Annotated in this window: 16 protein-coding genes; 10 read left to right on the top strand and 6 right to left on the bottom strand. The window is 65.0% G+C overall.

Translation table 11 applies throughout. The features are described 5' to 3' along the window. The first annotated feature begins 60 nt into the window (after positions 1-60). The 6 genes from BMW76_RS29040 to BMW76_RS29015 all read left to right on the top strand — a co-directional run bounded on the left by BMW76_RS29040 (position 61) and on the right by BMW76_RS29015 (position 5,147). On the top strand, positions 61-1,038 hold the full coding sequence (locus BMW76_RS29040; protein ID WP_090871531.1) for a 4-hydroxyproline epimerase: 978 nt from the start codon (positions 61-63) through the stop codon (positions 1,036-1,038). Further along, complete coding sequence (locus tag BMW76_RS29035) at positions 1,035-2,156, top strand: NAD(P)/FAD-dependent oxidoreductase (protein WP_090871529.1); 1,122 nt, start codon at positions 1,035-1,037, stop codon at positions 2,154-2,156. Before BMW76_RS29040 ends, BMW76_RS29035 begins: the two co-directional genes overlap by 4 nt. Next, entirely contained in the window at positions 2,149-2,421 is a 273-nt protein-coding gene (locus BMW76_RS29030) for a 2Fe-2S iron-sulfur cluster-binding protein (protein ID WP_090871527.1), read from the top strand. Before BMW76_RS29035 ends, BMW76_RS29030 begins: the two co-directional genes overlap by 8 nt. Continuing rightward, complete coding sequence (locus BMW76_RS29025) at positions 2,418-3,746, top strand: FAD-dependent oxidoreductase (protein ID WP_090871525.1); 1,329 nt, start codon at positions 2,418-2,420, stop codon at positions 3,744-3,746. The genes BMW76_RS29030 and BMW76_RS29025 overlap by 4 nt, the downstream gene beginning before the upstream one ends. A 205-nt stretch (positions 3,747-3,951) precedes the next feature. Next, positions 3,952-4,728: an AraC family transcriptional regulator gene (locus BMW76_RS29020; protein WP_090871524.1), complete on the top strand. Its 777-nt coding sequence runs from the start codon at positions 3,952-3,954 to the stop codon at positions 4,726-4,728. An 83-nt stretch (positions 4,729-4,811) separates the two neighbouring features. Then, positions 4,812-5,147, top strand: a complete 336-nt coding sequence (locus BMW76_RS29015; protein WP_090871522.1) for a hypothetical protein — start codon at positions 4,812-4,814, stop codon at positions 5,145-5,147. Positions 5,148-5,196: 49 nt separating this feature from the next. Here the strand turns inward: BMW76_RS29015 and BMW76_RS42045 are convergent, their stop codons facing one another. Beyond that, positions 5,197-5,508, bottom strand: coding sequence for a hypothetical protein (locus BMW76_RS42045; RefSeq protein WP_090871520.1), 312 nt, complete (start codon positions 5,506-5,508; stop codon positions 5,197-5,199). A 160-nt stretch (positions 5,509-5,668) separates the two neighbouring features. Continuing rightward, a complete protein-coding gene (locus BMW76_RS29005) occupies positions 5,669-6,007 on the bottom strand; it encodes a hypothetical protein (RefSeq protein ID WP_090871519.1) in 339 nt (112 codons plus the stop codon). A gap of 448 nt (positions 6,008-6,455) precedes the next feature. Here BMW76_RS29005 and aroQ point away from each other — a divergent pair, with 448 nt between their 5' ends. From aroQ to BMW76_RS28990, 3 genes are all read left to right on the top strand, one after another. After that, positions 6,456-6,911, top strand: coding sequence for a type II 3-dehydroquinate dehydratase (aroQ, locus tag BMW76_RS29000; protein ID WP_090871517.1), 456 nt, complete (start codon positions 6,456-6,458; stop codon positions 6,909-6,911). Continuing rightward, positions 6,911-7,765: a shikimate dehydrogenase gene (locus BMW76_RS28995; protein WP_090871515.1), complete on the top strand. Its 855-nt coding sequence runs from the start codon at positions 6,911-6,913 to the stop codon at positions 7,763-7,765. Before aroQ ends, BMW76_RS28995 begins: the two co-directional genes overlap by 1 nt. Positions 7,766-7,828: 63 nt before the next feature. Beyond that, positions 7,829-9,187, top strand: coding sequence for an MFS transporter (locus BMW76_RS28990; RefSeq protein WP_090871512.1), 1,359 nt, complete (start codon positions 7,829-7,831; stop codon positions 9,185-9,187). 734 nt (positions 9,188-9,921) lie between these two features. On the opposite strand, the gene BMW76_RS28985 is transcribed toward BMW76_RS28990, so the two are convergent. Both BMW76_RS28985 and BMW76_RS28980 read right to left on the bottom strand, forming a co-directional pair. After that, positions 9,922-10,614 carry a TetR family transcriptional regulator gene (locus tag BMW76_RS28985; protein WP_090871510.1) on the bottom strand — a complete coding sequence of 231 codons (693 nt, stop codon included), beginning with the start codon at positions 10,612-10,614 and terminating at the stop codon, positions 9,922-9,924. A 116-nt stretch (positions 10,615-10,730) separates the two neighbouring features. Further along, on the bottom strand, positions 10,731-12,008 hold the full coding sequence (locus BMW76_RS28980) for an NAD(P)/FAD-dependent oxidoreductase (protein ID WP_090871508.1): 1,278 nt from the start codon (positions 12,006-12,008) through the stop codon (positions 10,731-10,733). Positions 12,009-12,350: 342 nt separating this feature from the next. On the opposite strand from BMW76_RS28980, the gene BMW76_RS28975 reads away from it, so the two are divergent. Further along, on the top strand, positions 12,351-15,452 hold the full coding sequence (locus BMW76_RS28975) for a transglycosylase domain-containing protein (RefSeq protein ID WP_090871507.1): 3,102 nt from the start codon (positions 12,351-12,353) through the stop codon (positions 15,450-15,452). On the opposite strand, the gene BMW76_RS28970 is transcribed toward BMW76_RS28975, so the two are convergent. Together BMW76_RS28970 and BMW76_RS28965 are read right to left on the bottom strand one after the other, a co-directional pair. Further along, positions 15,446-16,669, bottom strand: a complete 1,224-nt coding sequence (locus tag BMW76_RS28970; protein ID WP_090871505.1) for an ROK family transcriptional regulator — start codon at positions 16,667-16,669, stop codon at positions 15,446-15,448. The two genes, BMW76_RS28975 and BMW76_RS28970, sit on opposite strands and share 7 nt — an antisense overlap. 30 nt (positions 16,670-16,699) lie before the next feature. After that, the gene (locus BMW76_RS28965; protein ID WP_090871503.1) at positions 16,700-17,521 is read right to left on the bottom strand and encodes an ATP-binding cassette domain-containing protein; all 822 of its coding nucleotides are present in this window, start codon (positions 17,519-17,521) and stop codon (positions 16,700-16,702) included. Positions 17,522-17,540: the final 19 nt, after the last annotated feature.

Raw genomic sequence — 17,540 nt, 5'->3', positions numbered from 1 at the left:
CCGAAATCGTCACAATCCACGCGCAGCCGTTTCAAGACTGCACGGTGCCGCATTCCTACCATGAGCGTCATGAAAACCCTGAACGTAATCGATTCGCACACGGGCGGTGAGCCAACCCGCCTCGTCGTGTCCGGTGGCCCCGATCTCGGCGGCGGCACGCTTGCGCAACGGCTCGACGTGTTTCGCGCGCGCTTCGACGACTGGCGCGCGGGCATCGTCACCGAGCCGCGCGGTTCCGATGTGGTTGTCGGCGCGCTGCTTTGCGAGCCGGATCACAAGGAGTGCGCGGCGGGCGTGATCTTCTTCAACAACGTCGGCTATCTGGGCATGTGCGGACATGGGACGATCGGGCTCGTCGTGTCGCTCGCGCATATGGGGCGCATCGGGCCGGGACGGCATCTGATCGACACGCCCGTCGGCATCGTCGAGGCGACGCTCAATGATGATCTCAGCGTGTCGGTGCGCAACGTACCCGCTTACCGGCATTGCAAGGATGTGCGCGTCGACGTGCCGGGCTTCGGTGCGCTGATGGGCGACGTCGCGTGGGGCGGCAACTGGTTCTTCCTCGTCGCCGATCATGGCCGCGCGCTCGACGCGTCGAACATTCCCGAACTCACGCGCTTCAGCTCGGCGATCCGCGATGCGCTCACCGCGTCGGGCATCACCGGAGCGAACGGCGCGCTGATCGACCATATCGAACTGTTCGGTCCGGGCTCGCGTGAAGGTATCGACAGCCGCAGTTTCGTACTGTGCCCCGGCAACGCGTACGACCGCTCGCCGTGCGGGACGGGAACGAGCGCGAAGGTCGCGTGCCTCGCCGCCGACGGCAAGCTCGCGGCCGGCGCGGTGTGGCGGCAGGAAAGCATCATCGGCAGCGTGTTCGAAGCGAGCTACGCCGAGGCTGGCGTCGACGGCGGCGCGCAGAACGACATCCACGCCGTCATTCCGACCATCACGGGGCACGCGCACATCATGGCCGAAAGCCGTCTGTGTTTCGACGAGCACGATCCGTTCGCGTGGGGCATCCGCACGGTATGACGGCCGACGTGGTGATCGTCGGCGCGGGCATCGTCGGCGCAGCGTGCGCGGCGGAGTTCGCGGCGCGCGGTCTGCGCGTGACGGTGCTCGACGCGCAAGGCATCGGCGGCGGCGCGACGGCGGCGGGCATGGGGCACATCGTCGTGATGAACGACTCGCCCGCTGAATGCGCGTTGAGCCGTTATTCGCGCGAGCTGTGGCTCGCTCTCGCGCCGCGGTTGCGCGCACGCGATGCGTTCGCGCGTTGCGGCACGCTCTGGGTCGCCGCCGATGCCGAAGAACTCGATGCCGCGCGCGTGATGCAAGCGGCGTTCGCCGCGCAACAGGTTGCGGCCGATCTTCTCGATGCGCGCGCGCTGTACGACTGCGAGCCATCGCTTGCACCGGGCATGGCAGGCGGCCTTCTCATCGCGGACGACAGCATCGTGTATGCGCCTTCCGCCGCGCAATGGCTGCTCACGCAGTCGCCGGCAGCAGCATTGATCGACGTGCGGCTCGATACGCGCGTGACAGCGCTCGACGGTCATCAAGTCACGCTTGCCAATGGCGAGCGCGTCGTGTGCGCGCATGTCGTCGTCGCGAACGGATTGCAGGCGGCGGCGCTTGTGCCGGGGCTGCCGTTGCAGCCGAAGAAGGGCCATCTGCTGATCACGGACCGCTACCCCGTTTTCATTCGACATCAACTGCTCGAACTTGGCTACATCAAGAGCGCGCATCACGCGACGGGCACGTCGGTCGCGTTCAATGCGCAGCCGCGTCCGACGGGGCAATTGCTGATCGGCTCGTCGCGCCAGTTCGACACGACCGATCCAGCTGTCGACATGCCCGTGCTCGCGCAGATGCTCAAGCGCGCCGCGCGTTATCTGCCCGAATTGCCCGCGCTCAACGGCTTGCGCGCATGGACGGGATTTCGCGCGGCGTCGCCGGATGGCTTGCCGTTGATCGGGCCCGCCGGAAGTGCCGCGCCTGGCGTGTGGCTCGCCGTCGGACACGAAGGGCTCGGCGTGACGACGTCGCTCGGCACGGCGCAACTGCTGGCCGCGCAGATCACGCAGACGCCCGCCGCGATTGCCGCCGATCCATTCCTGCCCGCGCGCTTCGAGGCTTGTCATGTCTGATGCACAACATCCACGCATCCGTGTGGTGATCGACGGCGAGTCTGTCGATGTCGAACAGGGCGTCACCGTCGCTGCGGCGCTCGCGGTCTGCGGCGCGAGCATGAACGGGACGCGCGCATCGGTGACGGGCGAGTTGCGCGCCGCGTTGTGCGGCATGGGCATCTGCCACGAGTGCCGCGTGACGGTCGACGGGCGCGCGCATGTGCTCGCGTGTCAGACGCTGTGCCGCGACGGCCAGATCATTCAGACGGCGAGGCGGCGATGAGCGACGCGCACTTCGATGTCGTCGTCATCGGCGCGGGGCCTGCGGGTCTCGCTGCTGCGCGCGAGGCCGCGAACTCGGGTGCGCGCGTCGCCGTGCTCGACGACAATCCGCGCGCGGGCGGGCAGGTGTGGCGCAATGGGCCGATGCATCCGCCGTCAAAGGCGCTGACCGCTCATTTGCAGGCGATAGGTGCGATGCGCGCTGCCGATACAAACGATTCGAGCGATTCGAACGCGCGCATGACGCTGTTGCAATCGACGCGCGTCGTCGCGCCGCTCGACGAACGCTGTCTGCTGATCGAATCGGCGGAACACGGCGGCGCGCGCATCGGCTACGAGCGGTTGATTCTCGCGACGGGCGCGCGCGAACGGCTGCTGCCGTTCGACGGCTGGACGCTGCCCGGCGTGACGGGCGCGGGCGGCCTGCAGGCGCTGATCAAAGGCGGCGTGCCCGTGCGCGGCGAACGCATCGTGATCGCGGGCAGCGGTCCATTGTTGCTCGCGTCGCTGGCCACCGCGCGCGCGGCGGGCGGGCGGATCGTCGCCGTCGTGGAGCAGGCGTCGTGGGCCTCCGTGATGCGCTTCGGCGCGTCGCTTGCGGCCACGCCCGCGAAGCTCTGGCAGGCGGCGCAATTGACGCGCGGCTTCGCGGGTCTGCGCTATCTGACGTCGGGCGCCGTGCGTGCCGCGCAAGGTGACGGACGCGTCGAGCGCGCGATCATCGAGCGAGCCAATGGGCGGATCATATCGGTCGATTGCGATCGCATCGCCTGCGGCTACGGGCTCGTGCCGAACACGTCGCTCGCTCAGTCGTTGGGCTGTGCGACGGAAGGCGACGCAGCGATCATCGTCGACGATTCGCAGCGCGCATCCGTCGATGACGTATTCGCGGCAGGCGAATGCACGGGTGTCGGCGGGATGGAACTTGCGCACGTCGAAGGGCGGCTCGCGGGATTGCATGCGACGGGTGTCGGCGAACAGAAGCTCGTCGACGCGCTCGTGAAAGAGCGCAAGCGTTGGCGTGATTTCGCGCGGCGCGTCGAGACGGCATTCGCGTTGCGCGAATTCGCGCGCGCGATGCCCAGCGACGAGACGCTGCTGTGCCGCTGCGAAGACGTATCGATTGGAGAAATCCGCGTGCATGCGAACTGGCGCGATGCGAAGCTGCATACGCGCTGCGGCATGGGCGCGTGTCAGGGGCGCGTGTGCGGCGCGGCCGCGCAAACGCTGTTCGGCTGGCAGGTCGCGCAGACGCGTCCGCCCATCAGTCCCGCGCAGATCGGCACGTTGATGCTGGCCGCCGACACACATACGCCCGCCGACTGACAAGCCGCCATCATCGACCGCGCTGAGCGGAAGCTCCGTACGCACATATCGGGCACACATCAGACTACGAACCGCCTGCAAACCCGCAAAGCGAATTTCTTCACGCGCATCGCGCCGCCCTATAATCGACCAGCCCCGCGAGCGTTTGCCGGGGCCGACGTCCGACATCCACCGTTCACCGCAGTTCATGCACGGAACCCGCACGATGAACACGCTCGCATATACGCTCGACGCGCTCGATCCGGGCGACGCGTCGCTCGCCGGGATGCTTTCGCATTTCGCGCTGCTCGGACCCGTCTTCGACGCGATGCCCGACATCGTGTTCTTCGTGAAGGACGCGCAGGCGCGCTACGCGCTCGTCAATCGCACGCTCGTGTCGCGCTGCGGATTCAAGGAGAAAGAGGCGCTCCTCGGCAAGACGGCGGAAGAAGTGTTCCCGAGCCGCTTCGGCCGCATCTATACGGCGCAGGACAAGGCCGTGATTCATGTCGGCAGTCAGATGGTCGATCAGCTGGAGTTGCATCTGTATCCGGGCCGGCAGCCAGGCTGGTGCCTGACCTGCAAGCAGCCGTTGCGCGATGCGGCGGGGCGCGTGGTCGGTCTGGCCGGTATCTCGCGCGACCTGCGCGCCGACGAAAGCAGCCACCCGGCGTACAGCCGGCTCGCGACGGTCGTCCAGTATCTGCAAGAGAACTACGTGCAGCCGCTGAACCTGAAGCATCTGGCGGCGATGGCGGATATGTCGGTGGCGCAGCTCGAACGGTATTTCCACAAGGTGTTTCATCTGACGCCGCGTCAGGTGCTGCTGAAGACGCGTCTCGATGCGGCGACGTCGCTGCTTGTCTCACACGACAAGGTGACGGATGTCGCGGCGTTGTGCGGCTACACCGATCACAGCGCGTTCACGCGTCAGTTCAAGGCGACGGTCGGCGTGACACCGACCGAATACCGGATGCTGTTGCACGGCACTTCACGCAACTAGCAGTCAATCGCGCCAACGCCTGCCACGAACGGCCGCATGCGCGTCTAGTGGAGCGCGCGCTCAGAAGAAAGATTCAGCAAACGATGCCTGTTCGCCGTCAAAAGCTTCGCTACTACGTGTACGTGGTGGCGCTCGACGATACCGTCTGGAACGACGCGCGCTTTCGTCGCGCGAATCCCGACTATCGTTTCGAACGTCCGTGCGTGTATGTGGGAATGACGGGGCTGGACCCGGACCTGCGCTTCGACCGGCACAAGGCGGGCATCCAGTCGAATCGCTACGTACGCGATTACGGCTTGAGGCTGATGCCGGAATTGTATGAAGTGTTCAACCCGATGCCATACGAAGGCGCGCGCGACATGGAAGTCGAACTGGCGATCGGATTGCGTGAAACGGGTTATGCCGTATGGCAGGCGTGAATCACGCGGCGCGAGAGGCGCGAGTGGCGCGGCGCGCTGCAATAGACGATTAGCGGAAACCGAGTCCGCGCAGGATCGCGTTGCCTTCGGGTGTCAGACGGACATGCGATTCGCCCGCATCGGTGGAGACGGTCTCGACAAGACCTGCTTCCTGCAGCACCGGAAGCTCCGGTTTCGCGAACGCGGCGACGGGCGCGTGCAGCAACAACAGCAGCGTGGCGATCTCGTGTGGGCTCAAAAGCCGGCGCAGAAGCGTCGACTTTTTCGGCGCAGTCGTCGTGTTGGCGGCGTGCGCCGGCGCGGCCGATGATCCGGCTGCGCGGCGCTTGGTCAGGTCGTTACGGTCGTTGAAGTAATCCATCCAGGGCACCTTGTGCGAAACGCGGGTCAGTGTCGAAGACGAATCGTGACCGCCAAGACTTAAACGATTCTTAAAGTCCCCGCCGGGCGGCCTTTGCCGGGCGGGCGAAGTTGTTTCATCGGGTTACATCGTGGCGGCCACTCAACGCCGTAAGGCGCCTTTAAGGCGCGCATTCCTTGCTCGCGTCTTCGATCCACAGATTCGACGTGTTGCGCTTGCCCGCGTAATAGCGGAACGTCGTGCCGCCGTTATCGGTGCGGACCTTGACGATGTTGGAATCGCCGAAATCGAGCATCTGGCCTTGCGGAATCGGCGTGGCCTTGACGGGCGTGTCGTGCTTTGCCGCCGCCTGGGTCATGCATCGGATGACGTCGTCGGTCGAGCGGTCCGTCATCGTGTCTTTCATCGGATCGCCGGCATCCGGGTTGTGCGACGCCTGATATGCCGCGCAGGCGGCGAGACACAGCGGAATGGACAGGGTGACGGCTAGCTTCCTCATAACTCTCCTTCGCGTTGGCGGCTGCGTGTCCGATGCACGGCGTGACTGTCGCGCCCGTCGGCGAAATGCCGCGAAACATTCGGGAAATTATATCGGTGCAAGCCCCATGCCAGGCTTTCCGTCGGCTGCGGCGGTGATGCGGACCTTGTGCGAAAGCGCTCGCCGTGCCGGCCGCAAACGCCGTTTCGAGCGCGTTCCAGCTATCCGAGTTCTATCACTTTCGCACCACTTGGTTACTACTATTCGCCGTCTGCTTCACGAGAAACACATGAAAAATAACGTGTTATGCGACTAAATTTAAAACTAACTAGATCGTACAAATTTAGTAAAAACCCCAAAAGACGCGCACCGGATACAGGTGCAAACTTCGGTTCACGTTGCGGAACAACGTCGTTGAGGGCGGTTTGAGTTTTCCGCACGGAGAGTCAATTTTGTGGAGCGGTCAGTCATGAGCTTTGCGTCGGTGCTGGTCCTGAACGGACCCAATCTCAACCTGCTCGGCACGCGAGAGCCGACTATCTACGGCGCAGAAACGCTCGACGATGTCGCGCGCCGTTGCCGCGAGGCGGGCGAACGGCTCGATCTCGCGATCGATTTCCGTCAGTCGAACGCGGAGCATCAGCTGATCGACTGGCTCCATGAAGCGCGCGAGACGCAGCACGGCATCGTGATCAATCCCGCCGCTTATACGCATACGTCGGTAGCGATCGCGGATGCGCTGTCTGCAATTGCGAAGCCCGTGATCGAAGTGCATATCTCCAACATCCACAAGCGCGAGTCGTTCCGGCATCACTCGTATGTGTCGGCCGTCGCGGAAGCCGTGATTTGCGGCTGCGGCACGCAAGGCTATGTGCTCGCGCTCGAGCGCATGGCAGAAATCCTGAAGTCGAAGAAGGTGAAGTAATGAGCACGCAATCGTATCTGGTGGGTCTGATCGGTTCGGGCATCGGCGGGTCGCTGAGCCCCGCGATGCACGAAGAAGAGGGCCGTCAGCTCGGCCTGCAATACGTCTACCGGCGCATCGATCTCGAAGCGCTGAAGCTCGACGCGTCCGCGCTGCCGGAGCTGATCGTCGCCGCCGAGCGGATGGGCTTCAACGGCTTCAACGTCACGTATCCGTGCAAGCAGCAGATCATTCCACTGCTCGACGAACTCTCCGACGACGCCCGCGCGCTCGGCGCCGTCAACACGGTGCTGTTGCGCGACGGCAAGCGCATCGGCCACAACACCGACTGGTCCGGTTTCGCGCGCGCGTTTCAGCGCGGGCTGCCGGGCGCGAATCTCGACCGCGTCGTGCAACTGGGCGCGGGCGGCGCGGGCGCGGCCGTCGCGCACGCGGCGTTGATGATGGGCACGCGCGCACTGACCGTGTTCGACGTCGACAGCGCGCGTGCGAAGTCGCTCGCCGCCGAATTGCAGGAGCGCTTCCCCGCCGCGACGGTGAGCGCTGGCGAGTTCCTTCAGGGCGCGATGGAACAGGCCACGGGCCTCATTCACGCAACGCCGACGGGCATGGCGAAGCTGCCCGGCATGCCGTTGCCCGCCGAGCTGCTGCATCGCGCGCTGTGGGTCGCCGACATCGTCTATTTCCCGATTCGCACGGCGCTGCTGCAAGCCGCTGAAGAAGTGGGCTGCCGCACGTTGAGCGGCGGCGGCATGGCCGTCTATCAGGCCGTCGACGCCTTCCGTATCTTCACGGGCCGCGAGCCGGACCCGGAACGGATGTACGCGCACCTGCAGTCGCTGCTGAACCGCTGACACGCGCCACGCGCACTACTACTACGCACCACGACAGGTCCTGCCCTGGACACGGAGACAACCATGCCGCAATCGATTCAACATCCCGACGCATCGGCCGCCCCGCCGAAGAGCGTGGCCACCGCGCGCCGCTCGAAGGCGCGCTACGGCATCCTCGCGCTGCTCGCGATCGGTACGATGATCAACTACCTGGACCGCACGGTGCTCGGCATCGCCGCACCGCAACTGACGAAGGAACTCGGCATCAGCGCCGCGCTGATGGGCGTGATGTTCTCGGCGTTCTCGTGGAGCTATGTCGCGTCGCAGATTCCGGGCGGACTGTTTCTCGATCGCTTCGGCAGCAAGATCACGTACTACCTGTCGATGACGCTGTGGTCGTGCTTCACGCTCGCGCAAGGTTTTGTGCACAACGTCGGCGCGCTGCTCGCGTGCCGACTCGGGCTTGGTGTCACGGAAGCGCCGTGCTTTCCGACCAACAGCCGCATCGTCGCGACGTGGTTTCCGCAAAGCGAGCGCGCGATGGCGACGGGCACCTACACCGTCGGCGAATACATCGGACTCGCGTTCTTCAGCCCGTTCCTGTTCGCGCTGATGGGCGCGTTCGGCTGGCGCTCGCTCTTCTGGGTCGTCGGCGGTGTGGGTGTTGTGTTCGGTCTCGTGTGGTGGCGCTTCTATCGCGAGCCGCGCGATCATCCGGGTGCGAACGCGGCCGAGCTGGAGTACATCGAAGCGGGCGGCGGTCTGACGCATCGCAGGGCATCGAAGGAAGCAACGGCTGCTACCGGTAACAACGGCGGCTTCAGCTGGCGCACGATCGGGCAGTTGCTGAAGCATCGTCAACTGACGGGCATCTGTCTCGGCCAGTTCGCGGGCAACTCGACGCTCGTATTCTTCCTGACCTGGTTCCCGACTTACCTCGCTACCGAGCGTCACATGGGTTGGCTCAAGATCGGCTTCTTCGCGATCATGCCGTTCATCGCGGCTTCGATCGGCGTGATGTTCGGCGGCACGTTCTCGGACTGGCTGCTGCGCCGTGGCGTGTCGGCGAACGTGGCGCGCAAGCTTCCGATCATCGCCGGTCTTCTGCTCGCGTCGACGATCATTCTCGCGAACTACGTCGAGAGCAACGTGACGGTGATCGTGATCCTGTCGGTGGCGTTCTTCGCGCAGGGCATGGCGGCGCTCGGCTGGACGCTGGTGTCGGATATCGCGCCCGACGGCCTGCTCGGCGTGACGGGCGGGATCTTCAACTTCGCCGCGAACCTGGCGGGCATCGTGACGCCGCTGGTGGTGGGTTTCATCGTGTCGGCGACGGGTTCTTTCGTGGGCGCGCTGGTGTTTATCGGCGTGGTCGCGCTGGTTGGGGCGCTGTCGTATATCTTTATCGTTGGGGATATCAAGCGGATCGTCCTGCACGACTGATGTTCTTTTGTTTTTCGTCTGCGACGCTTTTCGTTGATTTGCCTTTGCGCTGGCATCCGCGATGCGCCTGGCGGCGCGTAGGTTGCCCCTGTGCGGGGCGGCACCTACTCTTCTTTGCCGCGGCAAAGAAGAGTAGGCAGAAGAAAGCCGCTCACACCGCCAGTCCTTGACCTTTACCCACGGGCTCTCAACGTCCCCATCGTTCGCACGACAGCATCCTGGCCCATGAGTGTTGCCAGCGTTCTGTTTAAGCGCCTCACCTGCTTCATGTACCCGTGCTGAAGCACGCGATATCGAATATTCGCACGCCCCTATGCGGCAAACTGTGTGTAGGCATTCGCGCCGCACAGGACACCCTCGCTATGCGACACACCCGCATAGTGCGGGCGTTGCCCTTTACGACACAGCAACCTGATTCACTACCGGCATGCGGCGCTGGAACGTTCGATACCCTTGGCCATGCCACGAGTGCATGAAGCGGGTGAGGCATTTAACCCGTGCGTTGGCAACGCGCATTGGCCAGCATGCCGTCGCTCGAAACACGGGACGTTGAGAGCCCGTGGGTAAAGGTCAAGCACTGGCGGTGTGAGCCCGCTTTCTTTGCTTACTTTCTTTGCGGCGGCAAAGAAAGTGAGTGCCGCCCCGCACAGGGGCAACCCCCGCGCCGCGAGGCGCATCGCGGATGCCAGCGGCACGCCAAAAAGAACCAATCAACGCCGCAGACCAAAAAGACCCTAAGCGTCATTCCGCTTCACAAACCTCAACGTCGCATCGACGATCATCGCGCGATGCCGCGCCCGCAGCCTCGCATGCGAGGGATCGCGCCCGAACGCCGTGCCGAACGTATGCCGGTTCGCGATCCGGTGAAAGCACAGCGAGCTGATCAGCAAGTGCAGATCGATCGCATCGATGTCATCTCGGAAGTCGCCCGACGCGACACCGCGCGCGAGCAGATCTTCGATCGTGCGAATCACGCTCGCGTTGCGGCTCTTGAAGGTCTTCACCTGCTCGATGTACTTAGCGCCGTGAATGTTCTCGATCGTCACGAGGCGCACGAAGTCGCGGTGCTTGTCGTGATAGTCGAACGTGAATTCGACGAGGCTGCGCAAGCCTTCGACAGGGCTCATATCGCTCACGTGCAGATCCTGCTCGAGCGAGCGGATGTCGCCATACACTTTTTCGAGCACGGCCTCGTACAACCCTTCCTTGCTGCCGAAGTAGTAGTAGAGCATGCGCTTCGTGGTGTTGGTGCGCTCGGCGATCGCGTCGACGCGTGCGCCCGCGAGTCCCATCGACGAGAACTCCTGCGTCGCTACCTCGAGGATGTTGCGCTTCGTCTCTTCGGGATCATATTTGCGCCGTGGTTCGGAGATTTCTTTGGGGGTGTCGACTGGCTCGGGCGCAATAGCTCGGCTTCCCTTTTTCATTGTGTATTCCGGCGGCGATGACGATTCATTCTAGCATGTCGAAAATGCCGTCCGGCGCGGCCTGGCGGCATGTGCAACATCATTGCCGCGCATGCGCGCGAGCCGCGCCGCGCATGTCATAACGCACGCCGAGGACGGTCCGCGAGCGCATCGCGCGTCTGCATCGCCGTGTAGGTCAGCTGCGCGGCGGCGAGCCCCAGCGCACCGAATGTGCGCGTGAGGCCGAACGTCGCGAACGCTTCAGGCACGGGGCGCTCGCCCGCGATGGCGGCCGCGAGCAACTCGCCGGAAACGGTCGTCGGCGCCATGCCATGTCCGCCGAAGCCGACGGCGTACCAGACGCCATCCGTGCTCTGGCCGATCTGCGGCATCTTGTGCCGCGCATAGCTCATCAGGCCGCCCCACGCGTGTTCGATGCGAACGTCGCGCAGTTGCGGATAGACCCTCAGCAAATCGCGGCGCAGCAGGCGCGCGATTTCGTCGGGCTCGCGCTCGAGAATCGAAATACGCCCGCCCCACAGGATGCGCGCGTCGGGCAGCGGCCGGTAGTAGTCGAACGCGAAGCGCGTGTCGTAGACGGCGGAAGGGCAGGCGATCGCCTCGGACAGACGCGCGCCGAGCGGCTCCGTGGCCATCACGTAGGTCGCGATCGGGAGGACGGCGCGCTCGACGCGCCGATAGACGTTGCGCGCATAGCCGCCGCCCGCCATCACGACATGCCGCGCGTCGATGGACGCTTGCGCCGTCTCGACGACGAAGCCCGCGCCTTGCCTGCGCAGCGCGCTCACGGGCGACTTCTCGTAGATGCGCACGCCCGCCAGTTCCGCCGCGCGCGCGACGCCCAGCACGTACTTCAGCGGATGAAAGTGGAACGCGTTGCGTTCGAAAAGGCCGCCGTGATAGCGCGACGTCTTCAGTCGCGCGGCGAGTTCGGCGGCGCTCAGCGTCTCCCATTCGACGCCGAACGATTCCTTCATCAGACGGCGCTGGCTGTCGAGCCGCGCCGCATCGTCGAACCAGTTCGCGAGGATTACGCCCGCATCCGTCGCGTCGCAGGCGATCGCGTAACGCCGGATGCGCGCGCGCATCAGCTCGACGGCATCGATCGTCAACGCGTAGAGTTCGCGCGCCCGCGCCGGTCCGAGGATTTTCAGCAGATCCGCGCAATCGAGGCTGTAGCCGCCGAACACGAAGCCGCCGTTGCGTCCGGAAGCGCCATAGCCGACCTGGTTCGCCTCGACCACGACGACATCGCGCACGCCGCGCTCAGCGAGCCCGAGTGCCGTCGACAGCCCCGCCAGTCCGCCGCCGACGATGCACACGTTCGCGCTCAGATTGCCGGCCGATGCGGGGCGCGCGGGCCGCTCGACGGTTGCTTCGTAGTAGCTCTGCATAGGGCGTTGAGAGTCAGGTGCGCGGCTATGTTACTCAAATTCGTCCGCGCGTCATATTCGGTATACCGAAGCGGTCGACGCGGGCGGTTGTGCGCTGTCGCAAGCAGCGGATGTTGCGCCGGCATCGGCCCGCAAGGATCGCACGCGATGTTTCGTGAATCCCGCGTCGCCATTTCCGCGCGCCGAAAACGGCGGCTGCATTGCGCGCCCATGACAGCTATGTTGCGCGGCGTACTCACTTCACGAAGTCGTCGCACTGCCGACCCCTCGCAAGAGCGCTTTACGGGTAGACTGATATCAGTCGAGGTTATTGTGGTCAGGCATCTGCAAGGAGACGCCGCCATGAACCGGCCACTACGGTTTCCGCTACGCGTAATCGGCACCACGTCCGTCTGGAAGTGGTTCAAGTGGCTCTTTTTCGCCGCGTTTCTCGTGGCCGTCGCGATCGGCGTGCGCTTTGTCCAGATCGAAATGGACACGTCAAGATTGCAGGCGCGCTACCTCTCCGAGCTCACCCGCGACGTCGGTTTTACCGTTTCGGAAGGCCCGAGCGACACCATCCGTTTTCCCACCGACGGCCCCTACGACATCCGCCTCGGCTACGCGCTGCTGCCGGCGTTCGAACGCCGCCTGAAAGAGCGCGGTTTCTCGGTCGCGTCACAGGCGCGCGATTCGGAACGCATGGCTTCGCTCGCGGACGACGGCCTTTTCATTCCTTACGAAGAAAAGGATCAGGCAGGGCTGATGCTCTATGACTCGACGGGCGCGCACCTGTTCGGCTCGTCGTATCCGACGCGCGTCTATGACGATTTCGCGTCGGTGCCGCCCGTCGTCGTGTCGGCGCTGCTTTTCATCGAAGACCGGCATCTGCTCGACGCCGACCAGCCGAACCGCAATCCCGCGATCGACTGGACGCGTTTTAGCCGCGCGCTGATGGATCAGGGCATGCGGTTCTTCAACCGGCATCAGGCGCAGCCCGGCGGCAGCACGCTCGCCACGCAGATCGAGAAATTCCGCCACTCGCCGGGCGGCCGCACGGCGACGCCGCAGGAAAAGCTGCGGCAGATCGCATCGGCGTCGGTGCGCGCGTATCTCGACGGTCCGCGCACGATGCCCGCGCGCGAGCAGATCGTCGTGCGCTATCTGAACTCGGTGCCGCTCGCGGCGCAGCCGGGCATCGGCGAGATCAACGGGATCGGCGACGGGCTCGCCGCGTGGTACGGCCGCGATTTCGACGAGGTGAACCGCGTGCTGAAAGCGCCATCGACGCCCGACAATCTCGCCGGGCAGGGCCTCGCATTCCGTCAGGTGCTGTCGCTGATGATCGCGCAGCGCGGGCCGTCGCACTTCCTGCTGCGCAACAACGCCGAACTCAATGCGCTGACGGAAAGTTACCTGCGCCTGCTGGCCGCGAACGGCGTGATCGGCGCGCAACTGCGCGACGCGGCGCTCTCGCAGCAACTCGTGCTGACGCGCGGCAAGCTCGCGACGTCCCTGGATTCGTACGTTGCGCGCAAGGCCGTCACGTCCTTGCGCACGCATCTGATGTCGTCGCTCGGCGTGTCGAATCTGTATGACCTCGACCGCCTCGATGTGCGCGTCACGTCGACGATGAACGACAAGGTTCAGCAGGACGTCAGCGACCGGCTCGCCGACGCGGCGACACGCGACGGCGCGCAGGCAGCGGGCCTGTACGGCTTCAACATGCTGCAGCCGAAGGACGATCCGTCCAAGATTGCGTTCAGCTTCACGCTGTTCGAAAAGCGTGATGGCGAGAACCTGCTGCGCGTGCAGACGGACAGCGTCAACCGTCCGTTCGACATCAACTCGGGCGCGCGCCTTAACCTGGGCTCGACGGCGAAGCTGCGCACGCTGATCACGTATCTGCAGATCGTGACGGAATTGAATCAGCGTTATGGGCAGATGAGCGTCGACGAATTGCGCGCCGTGAAGCCCGAACGCGAAGACGCGTTGACGCGCTGGGCCGTCGATTACCTGATGCACACAAAGGACCGCTCGCTTTCCGCGATGCTCGATGCGTCCGTCGAGCGCAAGTACTCGGCGAACGCGGGCGAGCTGTTCTACACGGGCGGCGGCGCGCAGGCGTTCACGAACTTCGAGGCCGAGGAAAACTCGCGCATCCTCACCGTGCACCAGGCCTTCCAGCATTCGGTGAATCTCGTGTTCGTGCGGCTGATGCGCGACATCGTCCACTACGAAACGATCAGGACATCCGGCCCGTCGTCGCAATGGCTCGACGATCCCGATACGCGCAAGATGTACCTGACGCGTTTCGCCGATCAGGAAAGCCGTGTGTACATGAATCGTTTCTACACGAAGTATCACGGCAAGACGCAGGACGAGATGGTCGCGATCCTGCTGCGCGGCGTGCGCAAGTCGCCGCCCAAGCTCGCGACCGTGTTGCGCAGCGTGCGGCCCGATGCGCCGCAGGCGTGGTTCAACGAGCAGATGCGCGCGCAGCTGAAGAACACGCCGAAGGCCAATCCGCCCGACGACGCGCTCGCGCAACTCTACGTGAAGTACGGCATCGACAAGTTCAATCTGAACGACCGCGCGTATATTTCGAGCGTGCATCCGCTGGAGCTGTGGCTCGTCGACTATCTGCGCGTGCATCCCGCTGCGAGCGCGAACGAAGTGATGGACGCGAGCCGCGATGTGCGCGCCGACGCGTACAAGTGGCTCTTCAAGACGCGCTATCACGCGACGCAGGACCGTCGCATCCGCCGCATGGTCGAGCAGCATGCATACGACGCGATCGGCAAGTCGTGGCAGGCGCTCGGCTATCCGTTCGCGCATCTGACGCCGTCGTATGCGGCTGCCATCGGCGCGTCGGGCGACAGGCCGGCGGCGCTCGCGCAACTGATCGGCGTGATCGCGAACCGGGGCGAGCAGGCGCCGACGCATAGCATCGCGGATCTCGAGTTCGCGAAGGGCACGCCGTATGAAACGCGCTTCGTGCACGCGGCGCCGCAGCCGAACGAAGCGGTGTCGCCGGATATCGCGCGCGTCGTGCAGGGCATGTTGCGCGATGTCGTCACGGGCGGCACGGCGAGGCGTCTCGCGGGCGGCATGACGTTCCCCGACGGCAAGACGATGGAGGTCTACGGCAAGACGGGCACGGGCGACCAGCGCCTCAATATCTACGCGAAGGGCCGCAGGCTGATCGAGTCGCGCAAGGTCAACCGCACGGCGACCTTCGTGTTCGCGATCGGCGACCGCTTCTTCGGCACGCTGACGGCCGTCGTGCACGAGCCGTATGCGAAGCGCTATGACTTCACGAGCGCGCTCGCCGTGCAGTTGCTGAAGTCGATGGCGCCCGCGCTGCAGCCGTTGCTCGACGAGCCTGCATCGAAAGACAGCACAGCGCCGAAAGTCGCGGGCGGCGCGTCGCCGGATGAGGGCGCCGCGCCGCTTGCTCAATAGCCGACGTCGGTGGCCGGCTTCAAAAAGAGTTCGTGCATCGGCGCGAAGTGCGCGTAGAGCGGCAGGATCGCGCCGCCCATCGCGCGCGCGTCCGAGCCGATCGTGCCCTCGAGCAACTGCGGACGCACGATGCCTTCCCATTCGAACCGGTCGAGCACGCGTTCCGTGCGCCGGATGATTTCGCGCACCAGTTGCCGGTCCACTTCGCCGTCGATCACGACCGCTTCGAGATCGAGCAGCGCCGCCGCATTCGTCAACGCGCCGGCGATCGCGGGGCACGCGGTGTCGAGCCACTGCTCGGTGAGGCGCCACAGGTCCGCCGACAACGCGCGATGATCGTGCGCGGCCGTCGCGGGCGCGCCCGCATCGACGAACAGCTTTTCGAGCACGAAGCCCGATGCCGCATGCAGAAGTTGCCGCGCCGGCTGACGCGCGCTGCCACCCATGATCGGAATCGACCCGACAGCGCCCGCGTTGTCGTGCGGACCGCCGTGCAGACGTCCGTCGATCACGAGCCCGCCGCCGATGAACGTGCCGACGAACAGATACAGAAAGTTGTGGATGCCACGGCCTTGGCCCATCACGAGTTCGGCGGCGCAGGCGGCCGTCGTGTCTTTCGCGAATTCGACGGGCAGGCCTGTCATCGATGCGATGCGCGCACGGATGTCGATCTCGTTCCATGCGTCGAGCGCCTCGTGTGGCGCGCCGAGAAAGTCGCGCCAGCCGCCGAGCCACAGCGGCGCCGCGACGCCCATGCCGACCACTTTCTCGCGCCGCGCACCGAGCACGTCGTTCACGCGCGCGAGCTTGCTCTCGAGCGCGGGGAAGAGCGTGCGCGGATCGGGATACGCGTACTCCTGTACTTCGCGGCAGCACACGCGTCCGAGAAAATCCATCGCGAGCACGTCGAGGCTGCGCCGCCCGACCTTCACACCGATCGTGTACGCGCCTTCCGCGCGCAACGCGATGGGCACCGACGGCTGCCCGATGCGCCCTCGCACGCGCGCCTGTTTTTCGAGCAGGCCGTCGTCGATCAGACGCTCGACGATCATCGACACGGTCTGCATCGACAGACGCGTGAGCCGGCCCACGTCGGCTTTCGGCAGCGGCCCATGCAAGCGGATCGCCTGCAACACGATCCGCTCGTTGAACTGCCGCATGCCGACCTGGTTCGATCCGACCGTGCGCTTCAGCGGTGAACGGGTGCCCGTATCCATCGACGGTATCTGGTTACTCGTGCTCATTCGTCATGCGATCGCGCGCACGTCGGCCTGCTTCGCGCCCGTCATGATCGCGACGGCATCCGACATGTGGATGTCGTTCTTGTTGACGAGCGCGGCGCGCCGTCCGAGCCGCTGGATATGGATGCGATCCGCGATCTCGAACACATGCGGCATGTTGTGACTGATCAGGATCACGGGCAGGCCCCGCTCGCGCACACGACGAATCAGCTCGAGCACCATGTTGCCTTCCTTCACGCCGAGCGCGGCCGTCGGCTCGTCGAGAATCACGACGTGGCGCGCGAACGCCGCGCTGCGCGCCACCGCGACGCCCTGGCGCTGACCGCCCGAGAGCGTCTCGACGGCCTGGCGCATCGAACGGATGCCGATCTGCAGATCCTTCATCGCGTTGGTCGCTTCGTCGAGCATGCGCCGCTTGTCGATCATCTTGAAGAGCTTGCCGCGCCAGCCCGGTTTCACCAGTTCGCGCGCGAGAAACAGGTTCTCGGCGATGCTCATCGCCGGCGCGACGGCGAGATCCTGGTAGACCGTTTCGATGCCTTGCTGGCGCGCGTCGATCGGGCTGCGGAAATTGACGGGATTGCCGTCGAGCAGCAGTTCGCCTTCGTCGGGCACGAGTGCGCCCGAGAGCGCCTTGATCAGCGACGACTTGCCTGCGCCGTTATCGCCGATCACGGCCATGATTTCGCCGGGCATCACTTCGAAGTCGCAGCCGTCGAGCGCGGTAACGTGACCGTAGCGCTTGATCAGGCCGCGCGCCTGCAAAACGGGGGTCTTGCCGTTGGCGGCGCGGGTGGTGGTGTTGGCGGATGAGGGGGTTGCCGACATGACAGTCTCCTTCAGATAA

The organism is Paraburkholderia diazotrophica (assembly GCF_900108945.1).
Lineage (GTDB): Bacteria > Pseudomonadota > Gammaproteobacteria > Burkholderiales > Burkholderiaceae > Paraburkholderia > Paraburkholderia diazotrophica.
This window is presented reverse-complemented; position numbering and strand designations above follow the sequence as displayed.

Excerpts from the sequence above, each read along its gene's own strand:
- BMW76_RS29040 (WP_090871531.1), top strand. The coding sequence starts at position 61 with ATGAGCGTCATGAAAACCCTGAACGTAATCGATTCGCACACGGGCGGT.
- BMW76_RS29035 (WP_090871529.1), top strand. The coding sequence starts at position 1,035 with ATGACGGCCGACGTGGTGATCGTCGGCGCGGGCATCGTCGGCGCAGCG.
- BMW76_RS29030 (WP_090871527.1), top strand. The coding sequence starts at position 2,149 with ATGTCTGATGCACAACATCCACGCATCCGTGTGGTGATCGACGGCGAG.
- BMW76_RS29025 (WP_090871525.1), top strand. The coding sequence starts at position 2,418 with ATGAGCGACGCGCACTTCGATGTCGTCGTCATCGGCGCGGGGCCTGCG.
- BMW76_RS29020 (WP_090871524.1), top strand. The coding sequence starts at position 3,952 with ATGAACACGCTCGCATATACGCTCGACGCGCTCGATCCGGGCGACGCG.
- BMW76_RS29015 (WP_090871522.1), top strand. The coding sequence starts at position 4,812 with ATGCCTGTTCGCCGTCAAAAGCTTCGCTACTACGTGTACGTGGTGGCG.
- BMW76_RS42045 (WP_090871520.1), bottom strand. The coding sequence starts at position 5,508 with ATGGATTACTTCAACGACCGTAACGACCTGACCAAGCGCCGCGCAGCC.
- BMW76_RS29005 (WP_090871519.1), bottom strand. The coding sequence starts at position 6,007 with ATGAGGAAGCTAGCCGTCACCCTGTCCATTCCGCTGTGTCTCGCCGCC.
- aroQ (WP_090871517.1), top strand. The coding sequence starts at position 6,456 with ATGAGCTTTGCGTCGGTGCTGGTCCTGAACGGACCCAATCTCAACCTG.
- BMW76_RS28995 (WP_090871515.1), top strand. The coding sequence starts at position 6,911 with ATGAGCACGCAATCGTATCTGGTGGGTCTGATCGGTTCGGGCATCGGC.
- BMW76_RS28990 (WP_090871512.1), top strand. The coding sequence starts at position 7,829 with ATGCCGCAATCGATTCAACATCCCGACGCATCGGCCGCCCCGCCGAAG.
- BMW76_RS28985 (WP_090871510.1), bottom strand. The coding sequence starts at position 10,614 with ATGAAAAAGGGAAGCCGAGCTATTGCGCCCGAGCCAGTCGACACCCCC.
- BMW76_RS28980 (WP_090871508.1), bottom strand. The coding sequence starts at position 12,008 with ATGCAGAGCTACTACGAAGCAACCGTCGAGCGGCCCGCGCGCCCCGCA.
- BMW76_RS28975 (WP_090871507.1), top strand. The coding sequence starts at position 12,351 with ATGAACCGGCCACTACGGTTTCCGCTACGCGTAATCGGCACCACGTCC.
- BMW76_RS28970 (WP_090871505.1), bottom strand. The coding sequence starts at position 16,669 with ATGGATACGGGCACCCGTTCACCGCTGAAGCGCACGGTCGGATCGAAC.
- BMW76_RS28965 (WP_090871503.1), bottom strand. The coding sequence starts at position 17,521 with ATGTCGGCAACCCCCTCATCCGCCAACACCACCACCCGCGCCGCCAAC.